This is a genomic window from Paracnuella aquatica (assembly GCF_003332885.2).
In the GTDB taxonomy this organism is placed as follows: Bacteria; Bacteroidota; Bacteroidia; order Chitinophagales; family Chitinophagaceae; genus Flavisolibacter; species Flavisolibacter aquaticus.
Genome location: NZ_QOWJ01000026.1, coordinates 1 through 13,362 on the forward strand (window position 1 = coordinate 1; position 13,362 = coordinate 13,362).

The following is a 13,362-nucleotide window of genomic DNA, read 5'->3' on the forward strand; positions in this document are numbered from 1 at the left end:
CACCGTAAACATTCAGCCCTAAACTACCAAAGTCCAATGGAATATGAAAACCATTACTTTTATTCTTTAACCTAAGCAAGTCAACTGTTCATCAAAACCGGTACACCTCAAAGAGCCTCAAACAGAGAGTGCCTAAAGTTCGGACACTTGTTGGAAACAAATAATGCAGGACAAGCAATACAAATCGGTGAGTTCGCCCTTCATTTGCAAAGTCCCTGGCGGTTCACAAGCGACACAGAGATCCTGGCTGGTTCTCTTGATTTGTATGAGCCTGTTGACGAGAATGCTGAATACGACGAGCATTTTGATTGGGACAAATTAAATGGGAATTTAAGAGACTTCAAACTCCAAGAACTAATCAAGACACATCAATTAACAGTTATTTCTGTTGTTGCAGACAACTTTGGTGGGTTTGACCTCCTTTTTAGTAATGATATCAGATTGAGCGTATTTCCTGCGTATTCCAAGGTTGACCAATATTCGGAGCATTGGAGACTCCTGAACAATAAAGTGACTGACAAAACCCATTTTGTTGTCAGTGGTTCTAGTGTGCTGAAGGACTAAAACGGCTTATAACATGGCATTCATGCAATGGTGGCTGAAATGCATGTAACCAGCATTTGATTTTCAAATCAGCGATATATCTTTAACCAAAACTGACAGAACAGGAAATGCCACCACTGCATAAATGCCCGTTCCGTTAGGCGCAATCTTTCAGCCATGAAGACACTTTATATACTTTTCCTTTCCACAATACCCTTTATCTCTTTTTCTCAGAATCGTGGATACAAAGTGCAGCTTGCCCCTAAGGTTTACTTGTTAGGTTCTGTCGGAGAATTTAACCCATACCGGCACAAAATCGATACTTGCCTCGCGGCGGGTCAACAATACATTTGTAAAATTGATGGTCAATCATTTTACGGAATAGATCAGGGCTTAGAATTACCTCAAACAGAATTATTTTCTTTAACTATTCAAATCGACGGAAAGAAAATTCCATTAAATGTTTCAGGAATGTTCAATTCAACATTTGGAGGCGGTTTAAGTGCCGGTAAATTTTCGCTTCAAAGAAAAGGCAATGCCTATTATCTTGAATCCTTCTTTTCCGATGGCGCCGGTACTTACATCGCTAAATGGAAAGTGGAAAACGGGAAAGCCGAACGTGTGTTAATTTCTAATGACGAACGGCATTTCTCGCAGTGACTTAACATGCGCCTAACAGTGCATTTACAAAAGCATGGCTTTAGAACAACAACCAAACTCTATATCTTTAATCAGCAGCAGAAAGCAAATGAGGCTAAAGTAAATAACTGCCATGCCTTCGTAAATGCTTTCTGCGTTAGCGGCAACTTAATGCAACGTTTCACGCTTAGAACTTGTCAACATTAAAACCGTATTATGAGAGGAGGAATAACTTGGCCTACACTGCTTATTATAATCTATCTCCCCATCTCCTGCAAAAAAGAAGACAAAGCAACTGATTGCTTTTCCGGCATATCTACTGTAAGAACGATAAACAACAAAAGAGTAGTAGTTAAGCTGACAGCCACTTACTTTGAGCCTGTTTACTTGGTTGAGGAAGGCACAATTGACACAAGGCTGATACCTTGCAATTTTCCGATAGAATTTTATCAACATGACCTACAGGTAACTATAAGTGGTGAAGTGAAGGCTACTCAGCAGAGAGGATCAGCTCCTTGCTGTGCAGAGAATTTTTTGATCACCAAAATTTCAAGGTAGTAAGTCCGCCAAAACAAATTTTAAGGTTGACTTCAAAAAATGGCTGAGTATCGGCAACTTAGCTAATCCGGAAAAAACTGCTTGTCATTTATACTTGACAAGTAAATTCGACTTCAATCGGTTAGAAACACCATGTAAAACGTGGGAGCGTAATGCCGCTAACAGCGGTTTTGCGTCAGCGGGGGCGACAGATAAAACTTTAGCTTTTAGTTCTTTGTTCAACAGCAGTCCCAGCGTGACCGAACGTTATTGAACAACAGAATAAAACTTGTACATTAGTTCAGCTATCGGCTTCAATTCTGGGCTGGACGTTATAAAATGCCCCGCCGAACGCAAAGCCGTTGAACGTTGTGCGTAACCCAAAACTACCTTCATTACAATGAAACCAATCTACTTCTTGGTACTCACTTTTATTTGTTGGGCTAAGGCCGGATTCACACAGGTAACTAGTAAGATAAGTGAGCCTATCCCGTTACGATATGAAAAACAATTCAATCTGGATCAAAATCAATATGAGGAATTTATCCGTCCCTATAAGACTACAACTAATGATGCCGCCGCCAGATGGATTAATTACAATAAAGGATATCTGAAGGGCCGTGACGTTGATTCGCTGTATCGTGTTGCCTATGCGGCCAAAAATCAAGAACTTCTAAGAATAATCGAATTTATACGGCACAACCCAAGCAGTTATGCTTCGTTACACAATTTTAGCCTTTGGATTCTTCATTCGACACGCTTAAAGGTCGATAGCTTATTAAAAGTATATTCCTTAATGAGCCCTGAATTACACGGCACCCCATTAGGAAAATCAGTTTTAGCATTGATCAATTATAAGCAGTCCATGCAGTTGGATCTGATGATGCCCAACTTTACATTCCGGACCAGTACTGGAGAATCGAAAAGCTTATCTGATTTCAGGGGAGAAAATTATGTTTTGCTAACCTTTTGGGCCTCTTGGTGCGTCCCCTGTGTGCGGAATATTCCTTTTTTGAAGCGAGTATCACAATCATACAGCCCAAAGGGACTAAAGATGATTTCAGTGTCTATCGATGAAAATGTAACAAACTGGAAGAATGCCATTTTAAAGCATGGTCTTTCATGGTTGCAAACATGCGATTTGCCATCTTATGTCGGCAAAGTAAAAATTAGCACACTGTATGAAGTTGGTCCTATTCCGCAATATTTTTTAATTGACAAGGAAGGGAAATTGATTTATCAAAATATCCTATCTGACGATGATGATGAGCATTCTCGGCTTACAACTTTGTTGGAAGCCGTTTTAAACTGACCGACCATAACAAAAAATCAAGGTTCTAATTTTGAAAGTGACTTTGATACGAATACGCACAACAGTGCATTGCTGCAAGTGTGGCTTGAAGTGCTATTATTGGGCTGACGAATATTACGTCATCTCATTATCTTTATTCATCTTCATTGCTGCCAATGCCACACCTGACAGCAATGCTTTTCCGTTGCATGCAAGCCGTTTGACATACCCTGCTAATGCCAAAAATATTTTTCAACCCTTGGACAATAGTTTTAGCTCTTGCTTTACTGACAGGAATACTTTGCAGTCATTTCTTTCTTTTTATGTTTCTGGCTGTTGGGACAATGGCTGCTATGGGACTGACTGTAATTGGCTTTATCATTGACCTTATACTAAAATATTCAAAAGGCATTCGACTGACCGGCTTTATCTTTTTATTCTTTCTAACTGCCACCATTGCCAGTCTCACCACCATTGAACTTTCAAGAAGTCGGGCAGAGAAGCAAGGAAACAAGGTTATTCGAGCCGCTTATCAATACAAGTCGAAGCACGGACACTTTCCCACCGATATTGAATCGCTTGACATGGACAATCAACTTAAAGCCAAATTTGCCAAAAGGAATGTCTACTCTACAGACAGTACGAAGAGCCAATTTGAGCTTGAAGTTCATAGCGACGGGTGGCATTCGACAGTGTTTCGCTCAAGAGACAGTATTTGGGTGACAGAGGACTAGAGCCTGCATGCAACAGTGCATTGCTGCAAGTGTGGCGGACGTGCTACTATGCAGCTTGAAGAATAACACGGCATCGGATTATCTTTACTGAACTGCATTACTGCCAATGCCACACCTGGCAGCAATGCTTTAACGTTGGCTGCAAGCTATCTGGATGAAAAGGCTGAAGCCTCCGCTTGACACAATCGTCTAAACTTTTTGTTTTGCGATTAGAAACAACGCTGCATATGACAACTAATAAACTCGAGCAAATTTTAGACGAAGCAATTTGTATTGATTTGAACTTCCCTCACTTTATGCTAAACTTCCCGACAAAGGAGTTAGCTAATGAAGCACAAGATGCTCTTTATAAATTTTTCGATAAGCGAGAAGTAGCATTAGTATTCGAGTATCAAGAACACTCGGCCAAACTAAGCCTTTTTGATGTTGAATTAGGTAACGATATTATAATCAATGTACCGTTTTGCGAGGGTGAAAAGTCTTCCTGGTTTGACGGAAAAACATTCAATCAGCACTTAAAAGTATCTATCTTCTGTGGTTACGGCAAAACAAGGGATCAAATAGGCGTGTCGACAAAAATGGCCGACTATATTAACGGGCTAGACGATGCTGGTATCCGAAATATCAAACGATTTACTGCCAAGAGAATTTAAACTAAAAAATAAAACGTAATGTCGACGAACTTTCGGTTGTTCAACCGCAGCAGCCAACAGTGCATTGCTGCAAGTGTGGCGGAAGTACTGCTATTCAGCTTGACGAATAGCTCGGCATCTGATTTTCTTTATTGAACTGCATTGCCGCCAATTCCACACCTGACAGCAATGCTTTGAACGTTACCTGCAAGCCTAAAGCGACCATTGTAAATGTTTGAAGGAATTATATTAATCATCTTTTTTATTATTGGAGGGCTGACAGCATTACTTGCCCTGTTCTTCTTTGTGTTTGCCCTTTTCCGAAAATCTAAGAGAATGCTTAAAATCGGACTGGGTATTGCAGTTGTTCCGCTTTCTCTTTATGCGCTGACATACTGGTTTTATGACATTCATATTCCTAAACTGAACAAGCGGGTAGAAAAAGTATATGCTGGAACTTACATTATGGTTTGGCCAGGCACCTCGGAAAACACTGGTAGCGCAGATAAACAACCCACACAGCTAATTTTGAATACCGATAATACCTTTCAGCTCGATAAAAACAAGTTTACCTCATTTTATGGACATGGAACTTGGAGAGCAGGTGCAACAGAAGATGGCCACTTTGAATTTAAAGACAAAAATAACTCCATTATTTTCTGGGCTGAACCATCAGGTGGCAACAAACTTGGAATCGGCATTGAAGGCTTAAACACGCAAACAATAGAATTTATGAAATAAACTTGCGCTTGACAAAGGCCATGCAGGTAACATGGGTTTTGCGTCATGTGGGCTGAAGTACATAGGCTGAAATGCTGTTTTACAATTTAGCTGTATATCTTTATCCCGGCCTTGACGTTCAATGAATGCCCACACGAACGCAAAGCCCCGACCGTTAGCGGCAACTAGCACCCAAACTAACTTATGTACAATATTTCTGAAACAGACAAGGAGTTTGCACTTCTACTTAAAGACAAAATCAAAGACTTCGAACGAGATTTTGAAAAAAACTTCTTTACACAAGAAGCTACTTTGGAGCTTTTGTCTCTAGGCGTGAACTTATCGGACACCCTTAACTACAGCAACAACAAAATTGTTTGGAATATTGCTTGTTTCGTCAATATCACATCTTACGACTTAAAAATCATTGTAAAAGCAATGGTTTTCTCAAAACGTGAGTGGGAGAAAAGGCTTTTTGCCCGTCAAGCGGCATTGTTGGTTTATGAGACAATGAATGACCTTTTCGACCTGCTTGGGAAAGACTTCCGAAGAATAATTTCGAAACTAACTGATAAAGAAATATTTGAGGCCTGTCTCAAAGAAATAACCAAAGACTTAAACCTTTATAAAGCATCTTACTTCAACCAACTGAAGAAGATTAGAAACGTGTCTATCGCTCATAGAGACAAGGACACACTCGAACAACTAAGAACAATCCAATCCATTGAATGGGTAGACTCTATCAATATGGTTTCTGGCTTTGACAAGATCTTAAATAAAACTGGAAAACTGCTCCAGGACCTCACAGGCAAGAGTAAAGATTTAGACCAGTTCAAATGAATGCCGCTAACAGCGCATTGCCGCAAGCGGGGCTGAAGAACATGGGCTGAGGTATTGCAATTCTATTTGGCTGTAGTACTTTAGTGGGGCTAACAAATCGCTATCGCCCCGCCTTCGGCAATGCGTTTAACGTTATAGGCAATGCATTCCCACCATCATGAAAACACTACCATTACTAACACTGCTACTCCTCCTTAGCTGCAACAACCTTAGCGGCCACATAGAACAGCAGGTTGACAGTAAAGTTGCAACTGCAAAACAGGACATGAATTCGGAAGTTGAGAAAGCAGAACTGGACTTCATTGCAGCATATCAGATTGCTAAAAAAAGGGACGGTGACAAATTACAGCTGCAAAACTTGCAAACTTTCAAAACAACCATTGCCAGCGCTGACGATTACATGGACAGCCTAAAAACAGAGATGGATAAGTTGGACGAAATGGATGTTCAAAATGTAGAACAGGTGCAATCAACTTTCCTTTACAAAGGTGTAGGTGACAGCATTATCAACAAATTGAATCGAATCTTAGCAGCAGCGCAAGTCGTTGCGAGAACAGAGGAGCAAAAAGTCGCTATAAAAGTAATGAGTGACTCTTTGGGAATGGAACCAAACCCTGATGCTTGGAAGGAACAGGTATTCGGCTTGACTAATCCACTTGACGTCAGCATGGTGCTTTATGGACTACGGATAGAGTTGTACAGAATCGGAATGAAGGCGCTGGCAGACTGATAGCAGTGCCTATAACAGGGTTTTGCTGCAATAGGTGCCGAAGAATATGCTTTCAACTTTTTATCTTTAATCAGAACCTGGAACAAAGTGAAGCTGCAGTTTTTCAAATGCACCTACTGACAGCAACACCTTCAACGTTATAGGCAATGCATCACAACCATCATGAAAACACTACCTCTACTAACACTGATATTTCTTCTTAGCTGCAACAACTTTAGTGGACACATAGAACAGAATGTTGACAGTAAAATTGCGACTGCTAAACAGGACATGGATGCGGAAGTTGAGAAATCGAAACAGGACTTTATAGAAGCATATCAGATAGCTGAAAAAAGCAGCGACGACAAATTAGCGCTGCAAACCTTTAAGGCAAACCTCATCAGCGCTGACAACTACCTTGACAGCATGAAAACAGAGATGGACAAGTTAGACGAAATGGATGTTCACAATGTAGAACTGGTGAAATCCACATTTCTGTACAAAGGTGCAGGTGACAGCATCATTTATAAATTAAATAATACGATAACAACGGCCCAAGCTGTGGCAAAAACTGAGAAACAAAAAGCGGCTATCAAAGCATCAGGTGATTCGTTGGGAATAGCGGCAACCCCTGATACATGGAAGGAGCAGACTTTTGGTTTGACTAATCCACTTGGTGCCAGTATGATACTTTATGGCCTTCGGGCAGAGTTGTATAATATTGGAATGAAAGCGCTGGCAGACTGATAGCAATGCCTATAACAGGCGCTTGCCAATATACCGGCTGAAGAAAAAGTGCTAAGCAAATGGCCGCTATTTACCTTGATCAATAAATTTAAGCTGACGGAATGCTAATACCGGTACATCGGCAAGCGCTAATCCGTTGGCTGCAATTGAGCAAAACTGTTGGTAATTTGAACTTACCTGTATGACAAGACTTTTACTGCTTCTCTTACTGCATTCCCAAGTAAGTTTCGGACAATCACAAACAAGGAAAAAATCTTCTATTGACACTTCTGTAAACCTTTTTGCATTTGTTGGCGAAAAGATTTCTTTAGCCGAGTACGATCCCAATGCATCCTACCATAAACCGGTAAGCATAACGATTGATACAACCACTGGTGACACAATAGTCCAACGCAGAAGTTACATTATGGATAATGCTTTTGAAGGGAAATACAAGGTTTTACAGCCCGTGTTTAATGACCTCAAAACTGACACTATTGTTTTTAAAGCATTTGACCACTATGGACGACCGGCGTTCGAAAGCCATTCGGCAGTGCTTTTATACCTTTCAAAAAGTGAAGACGGCAGCTACTATTTTCACCAAAAGTATCAGTTTGACCCTCTGAAAAAGGGAAAAAATGGTTTGTGGGTAGGAGAAGACGGCAAGTCACTACAAGAACTGTTCAACATCAAAAAGGAAACAGTTTTCAAGGCGAGAGGACTGTTTAAACCATAACTGCAGCCAACAGTGCATTGGCGCATATGGCGGGGCGATATGCAACAATCAGCAATAAATCGCTTATCATCTTTCGTCCCGGCTCGACGAACAATGCCTGGCAAATGAAGAAAACCTGTACATTAGTTTTTCAATCAGCATCGGTTCGTGGCTGGACGTTCAATGAATACCGCCACATCGCCAATGCTTCAACGTTGTGCGCAACCAAAACCCAAGTTCAAAATGAATGCTTTTGACTGGATAGAAGGAATGTTAGTTTACGAGCAGACAGAATTAGTTTTTCAACTCATCGATCCGCTTTGGCAGAGTGACGAATTAATCCATGTCAATAACTTTTATGCGCTGAACACTGAAAACAACAATGTGTATTTATCAGGTCAAGAACTACTTGACACCAGGCAGAAGCTTATAGCTAGGAGAGACCTACTTCAGAGCGCCTTAAAGCAATACCTAAAAAAGCAAATTGAAGATGTTAGCGCTGCTTTTGACCAAAAATTTCAAGATAGAGTTGTTGGAGTAACGAACCATTTGAGAACTTTGACAACTCGACTTGAAGGTTTTGATAAATCTGTTTTAATGTATGGAGACTTTCTTCATTGGTTTTTGATTAAACGCATACGCAACAGTGGTTATCTTTTTGGATTATTAAAAGCGAACGGTCAACCGCTTGTTCATTACAAGGGGAATAGTTGGTGGGGTGTTCCGAAGCCAAATTTGTTTTTTGAACCCTATGAACATTTGCGAAATCAACTCTCTGATTTACAACTACTAGACCCGTCAAATGAGACAATAAGTGTCTTCCAAGCATTCTGCCGAACTGTGGCAAAGCCTAAAGCAAGAAACGACAGGGTGCAAAAAGAATCTTCAAACAAAAGAAAATTTATGATCACCTTAGACTGTTCACTGAAAGAGCTTACACCAATTACTTACAAATCTGGAATTAATAAAGAAAGACTTTTTGAAAGGGCTATAAGGATGGATATACCAAATGTTTTTGTCCGATACATAGAAGATGGCAATCCTTATAAATGATGCGCACAACAGTGCATTGCTGCAAGTGTGGCTGACTTGCTACTATGTAGCTTGACGAATAATATGGCATCCCATTATCTTTACTCAACTCCATTGCTGCCAATGTCACACCTGACAGCAATGCTTTCACGTTAGGTGCAAGGCAGAAGCGACAGCCTTCTATTTTCAATTATGACATTAAGAGCAATTATTACTTTTATGACACTGCTTCCTGTGACACATGTCTCGGGGCAGACACGTACATTGACCGGTAAGATAATTGACAATGAATTTAATCCAATCTATCAAGTAAGCATTTTTACTGCTGATACTGTACTCTTGGCAAAAAGCGACAAGAACGGAGAATTCAGTATAACCGTTCCTGCGGACACAAAAGCATTGATAGTTGCCGATGTAGGCAGGGAATGGAAAAGTCTTGATTTATTAAGCGACTGTAATAACCTTGAAATCATTCTTCAACTTGCGGCGACATACGATTTCAGGTCTCCAGCAAAAGTTGACAGACTTCGAAAAAAGGAGTTTGACAAATTATCTGGACTTCATCAATCTGCATTTACAAAAAGGGTTTTTAAAACAGATAAACCCTGTTACATTGATAAGTTTATTTTTCACAAAAAGGAAATGATAGAAAGACATAAAGCGAGGACACAACAGCCCAGCACCTAACATTATGTTTATGAAATTGTGGCTGGAGGATAAGCATTCAACTATAAATAGCTATTTTGCTGTTGTGGTTAATTGACACCGAAGTTTTTCAAATGCCACAACTTCATAAACACTTTCACGTTAGCACCAATTCTAGGACGACACAGACAAACGATGAAAAAAATCAGAATAACGAAAGATAATATCAAGAGCTGGTCGAAATATGAAACGTTACTTAAAGAGGGCAAGATTAAGTTTGACTCAACTGGACGTCTAAGATATTTACACGGTGCACCTGTTGGGGACTTAATTCAAACAAGAACTGACAAGAAGGGACAACCAATCTTTCAAGAAATTGCTGAAGAGTGGTTTGACCCTGATAGTCAGAAAGCGAAAGAATTTATTTGGCCTTAATGCAATAATGACAATGAACTTATCAAACAAAAATGCTCAAACTTTTTTGCTTGACACTCATCAAGACATTGAAGAATACGCAGACGCTTTAGTTACAAATATCCTTGATAAAAAAGATTTTAGTTTTTTGACGTATCCACCTAATTGTGGTTTGACAGAACTGGAGATAGAAGAGCTCAAGAAACTTGAAAATAACGAACACTTAAAAAATGCTTTAAGAAAAGTCGTTGCGGACAATTCAGCAGGTATCGTATTCAACATGCTAAACTTATTTGATGGCACTGGATTTCCGAAGAACGACAACAATGATTGGACCGGATTGAAAGTTATAGACGAAGAGCCTAATGAAAATTCGGAACCAGTCGATGACTGGCTACACGACAAGTTTTATGAAACATATTGGGACTGGAAAAAAATTAGAGGTGACAAAAATTGGAAACTTGACACACACGAGAAGTAAAAAACTGTTGCTAACATGGTATTTCAGCAATAGCGGCTGAAATACAAGTGCTAAACAATTGTAATTCTATTCGACTTCCGCGATAAATTAGGCTGACGTAACACGGAGTTCCGCTACTGCAGAAATACCTGTTCCGTTGCCTGCAAGCGTAGCGGGACACACCAAACAACTTCAGTCAGACACGAAAATGGATTTCAATAACATTGACGACATAAAGACGGCAGGTTTTGAAGGTTTCAAATCTATGCAGCAGCTTTTTAATGACAGTTCGCCACTGCCATCAGTTAAAGGCGTTTACCTTGTTCTTAACATTGACAAGACCCCACCAGCTTTTTTACCGGTTGGCACAGGGGGACACTTTAAAGGAAAAAATCCGAATATTTCACTTGCTGAACTCAAAGCAAATTGGGTTGACAAAACACTTGTTGTGTACATCGGCAAGGCTGGTAGTGACAGCAGTAGCGCAACATTGAAATCGAGACTAAAACAATACTTTGGCTTTGGACAAGGCGAAAACGTTGGACATTGGGGCGGACGACTTATATGGCAATTGGCTTCATCACATAATCTTGTCGTGTGTTGGAAACCTTTACTCAACGATGACCCGAGAACAGTTGAAGCGCAATTAATAAAAGATTTTGTCAATCAGTTTGGGAGGCGACCTTTTGCAAACCTTGCTGATTAGTTTGAAAGCCGTTCACAAGAGACACGCCAGCAGGCAACATGGGTTTTGCGTCATGTGGGCGGACGAACAAAGGCTGAACTGAAGCTTTCAATTTAGCTGCATATCTTTATCCAGGGCTGGACGCTCAATGAATGCCCACACGAACGCAAAGCCCCGAAACGTTATGTGCCATTAGACCCAGCAACCAAAATCAGGCTACTTAATCGTGAAAGGAAACATAGACCAACTTGTCAGAACTACAGAAATTCAAGATAACATTGTTAGTGCTTCAGCTTTACTTGATGAACAGACGAAACAGGCATTACACAATCAGTCGGCTTTCGTTAGAGACTTTTTAGCAAAGAACCCCAAAGCCAACTCATACGAGAAAAAAACGCTGGCAAGCCAAGTTCTTACATATTGGAACGAAACCGTAAACGCAGACACAGAAGACTTCTGGACTGAAATGAAGCAACACGGCATCGACCTTGAACGTAAGGAACCACTTCGGTTTGCTTTAGACAAAGGCTGGTTTCGTAATGTGGAGCAAGGTATCGATGCAAGAAATAATTGGAGCTCACTTAAACACCTTCCCACTTTCAGAAATAGATATTCCCAAGCGGAAATCGAACGGCTTGACCAAATAATCGAAGAAGATAAAAATAAGCGTCACGCGGTTTTGAAAAAGTGTTTGGCAAAAAGAGCGATCCCGCAGACACAGTATTTAAAGTTCGGAGAATGTATGGCTTACTTTGGGAGATGTAATCTTTTTGAAGTCTATTTTACCACTGACCAGATTGAAGAACTGTATTTGATTTGGAGAAACTTTAAATGACGAACAACGGCACATAACAGCAGTTTTCTGCTATGCCGGCTGACCCAACAGAGCATCAGCAGTTGTGCATCTTTCAGCTTTTGTTCCGGCTCGACGTTTAACGTTCGGCTTTAGTTCTTAAATTCAACCACAAAACATCAATCAACGGCAGTTCCGGGCAGACGAATATAAAATCCCGGCACAGCAGAAAGCTGGTAGACGTTATGCGGCAGCTTAAAAGACAACAACCAACGACATTGACAGTAAGAAAATGAAATCAGATAATAAACTTGCAGGACTTGGACTTTTGACAGCAATTTCGGCATCACTATGCTGCATTACACCTGTTTTGGCTCTGTTGGCTGGAACAAGTGGACTTGCTTCTACTTTCTCTTGGCTTGACCCATTCAGACCATATTTAATTGGCTTGACAGTTTTGGTTCTTGCGTTTGCTTGGTATCAAAAACTGAAACCTCAAAAACAAATTGACTGCTGCGACACAACTGAAAAAACACCCTTTATTCAGACAAAAAAGTTTTTGGGTTTCGTAACAGTTTTTGCAGGACTGATGCTTGCGTTTCCAAGTTATGTCCACATATTCTTTCCAAAGACAGAAAGTCAAACAATCATAACCGACCAATCAAACATTAAAACAGCAGAATTTACAATTAACGGAATGACTTGTGCAGGTTGTGAAGAAAACGTAAATCACGAAGTAAATAAACTGACAGGAATAATTAAGACGAATGTTTCTTACGACAACGGCAACGCAATCATAGAATTTGATAGAACTCAAACCGACATTCAAGAGATAGAAAAAGCCATAACTAAAACAGGCTATTCCGTAACCGACAAAAAAGAAATAAAATGAACATAATCCTGCAATCAACTATCACTTGCCCTGAATGTGGACATAAGAAAGAAGAAACTATGCCGACAGACGCTTGCCAATATTTTTACGAGTGCGAAAGCTGCAAAAAGGTATTAAAGCCAAAACAGGGCGACTGTTGTGTATTTTGTAGCTATGGAACAGTGAAATGTCCATCCATTCAAGCCGGGACAAATTGCTGTTAAAGACAATGATAAAACTGACTGAAATCGAAAGCCGACCGCATAACATCGGTTCCTATGAAAAGGGATTAGCTGCATGGAAGTTGTAGTATTTTTTATTTGTTTTAGGCCATGACATATCATGCAGGCATTCCTTGCTCTTTCATCATTACAGT

At 40.2% G+C, this 13,362-nt stretch carries 19 protein-coding genes; all 19 read left to right on the forward strand.

The window, feature by feature from the left end:
- Window positions 1–147: 147 nt before the first annotated feature.
- The 19 genes from DRJ53_RS20600 to DRJ53_RS21820 all read left to right on the forward strand — a co-directional run bounded on the left by DRJ53_RS20600 (window position 148) and on the right by DRJ53_RS21820 (window position 13,210).
- Window positions 148–564, forward strand: a complete 417-nt coding sequence (locus tag DRJ53_RS20600; protein WP_114237569.1) for a hypothetical protein — start codon at window positions 148–150, stop codon at window positions 562–564.
- 156 nt (window positions 565–720) lie between these two features.
- Window positions 721–1,203 (forward strand): hypothetical protein, encoded by a 483-nt coding sequence (locus tag DRJ53_RS20605; RefSeq protein WP_114237570.1) that lies wholly within the window; start codon window positions 721–723, stop codon window positions 1,201–1,203.
- 195 nt (window positions 1,204–1,398) lie between these two features.
- Window positions 1,399–1,740 carry a hypothetical protein gene (locus tag DRJ53_RS20610; protein WP_114237571.1) on the forward strand — a complete coding sequence of 114 codons (342 nt, stop codon included), beginning with the start codon at window positions 1,399–1,401 and terminating at the stop codon, window positions 1,738–1,740.
- Window positions 1,741–2,119: 379 nt separating this feature from the next.
- Window positions 2,120–3,031 (forward strand): TlpA family protein disulfide reductase, encoded by a 912-nt coding sequence (locus tag DRJ53_RS20615; RefSeq protein ID WP_114237572.1) that lies wholly within the window; start codon window positions 2,120–2,122, stop codon window positions 3,029–3,031.
- A gap of 215 nt (window positions 3,032–3,246) precedes the next feature.
- Window positions 3,247–3,744: a threonine/serine exporter family protein gene (locus DRJ53_RS20620; RefSeq protein ID WP_114237573.1), complete on the forward strand. Its 498-nt coding sequence runs from the start codon at window positions 3,247–3,249 to the stop codon at window positions 3,742–3,744.
- 227 nt (window positions 3,745–3,971) lie between these two features.
- Window positions 3,972–4,397, forward strand: a complete 426-nt coding sequence (locus DRJ53_RS20625) for a hypothetical protein (protein WP_114237574.1) — start codon at window positions 3,972–3,974, stop codon at window positions 4,395–4,397.
- A 210-nt stretch (window positions 4,398–4,607) separates the two neighbouring features.
- On the forward strand, window positions 4,608–5,117 hold the full coding sequence (locus DRJ53_RS20630; protein ID WP_123893748.1) for a hypothetical protein: 510 nt from the start codon (window positions 4,608–4,610) through the stop codon (window positions 5,115–5,117).
- 183 nt (window positions 5,118–5,300) lie between these two features.
- Window positions 5,301–5,936 carry a hypothetical protein gene (locus tag DRJ53_RS20635; protein ID WP_114237576.1) on the forward strand — a complete coding sequence of 212 codons (636 nt, stop codon included), beginning with the start codon at window positions 5,301–5,303 and terminating at the stop codon, window positions 5,934–5,936.
- A gap of 157 nt (window positions 5,937–6,093) precedes the next feature.
- On the forward strand, window positions 6,094–6,666 hold the full coding sequence (locus DRJ53_RS20640; RefSeq protein WP_114237577.1) for a hypothetical protein: 573 nt from the start codon (window positions 6,094–6,096) through the stop codon (window positions 6,664–6,666).
- A gap of 162 nt (window positions 6,667–6,828) precedes the next feature.
- A complete protein-coding gene (locus tag DRJ53_RS20645) occupies window positions 6,829–7,392 on the forward strand; it encodes a hypothetical protein (RefSeq protein WP_114237578.1) in 564 nt (187 codons plus the stop codon).
- A 181-nt stretch (window positions 7,393–7,573) separates the two neighbouring features.
- Window positions 7,574–8,107 (forward strand): hypothetical protein, encoded by a 534-nt coding sequence (locus DRJ53_RS20650; protein ID WP_114237579.1) that lies wholly within the window; start codon window positions 7,574–7,576, stop codon window positions 8,105–8,107.
- Between the two features lie 222 nt (window positions 8,108–8,329).
- Window positions 8,330–9,139 carry a hypothetical protein gene (locus DRJ53_RS20655; RefSeq protein ID WP_123893750.1) on the forward strand — a complete coding sequence of 270 codons (810 nt, stop codon included), beginning with the start codon at window positions 8,330–8,332 and terminating at the stop codon, window positions 9,137–9,139.
- A gap of 198 nt (window positions 9,140–9,337) precedes the next feature.
- Entirely contained in the window at window positions 9,338–9,805 is a 468-nt protein-coding gene (locus DRJ53_RS20660; protein WP_123893752.1) for a peptidase associated/transthyretin-like domain-containing protein, read from the forward strand.
- Between the two features lie 153 nt (window positions 9,806–9,958).
- The gene (locus tag DRJ53_RS20665) at window positions 9,959–10,198 is read left to right on the forward strand and encodes a hypothetical protein (protein ID WP_123893754.1); all 240 of its coding nucleotides are present in this window, start codon (window positions 9,959–9,961) and stop codon (window positions 10,196–10,198) included.
- A 13-nt stretch (window positions 10,199–10,211) separates the two neighbouring features.
- Complete coding sequence (locus DRJ53_RS20670; protein WP_114237583.1) at window positions 10,212–10,658, forward strand: hypothetical protein; 447 nt, start codon at window positions 10,212–10,214, stop codon at window positions 10,656–10,658.
- A 187-nt stretch (window positions 10,659–10,845) separates the two neighbouring features.
- Window positions 10,846–11,343 (forward strand): GIY-YIG nuclease family protein, encoded by a 498-nt coding sequence (locus DRJ53_RS20675; RefSeq protein WP_114237585.1) that lies wholly within the window; start codon window positions 10,846–10,848, stop codon window positions 11,341–11,343.
- 205 nt (window positions 11,344–11,548) lie between these two features.
- The gene (locus DRJ53_RS20680) at window positions 11,549–12,157 is read left to right on the forward strand and encodes a hypothetical protein (RefSeq protein WP_114237584.1); all 609 of its coding nucleotides are present in this window, start codon (window positions 11,549–11,551) and stop codon (window positions 12,155–12,157) included.
- Window positions 12,158–12,407: 250 nt separating this feature from the next.
- Window positions 12,408–13,007, forward strand: coding sequence for a mercuric transport protein MerTP (gene merTP / locus DRJ53_RS20685; RefSeq protein WP_013631655.1), 600 nt, complete (start codon window positions 12,408–12,410; stop codon window positions 13,005–13,007).
- Window positions 13,004–13,210: a GDCCVxC domain-containing (seleno)protein gene (locus tag DRJ53_RS21820; protein WP_013631656.1), complete on the forward strand. Its 207-nt coding sequence runs from the start codon at window positions 13,004–13,006 to the stop codon at window positions 13,208–13,210. The genes merTP and DRJ53_RS21820 overlap by 4 nt, the downstream gene beginning before the upstream one ends.
- Window positions 13,211–13,362: the final 152 nt, after the last annotated feature.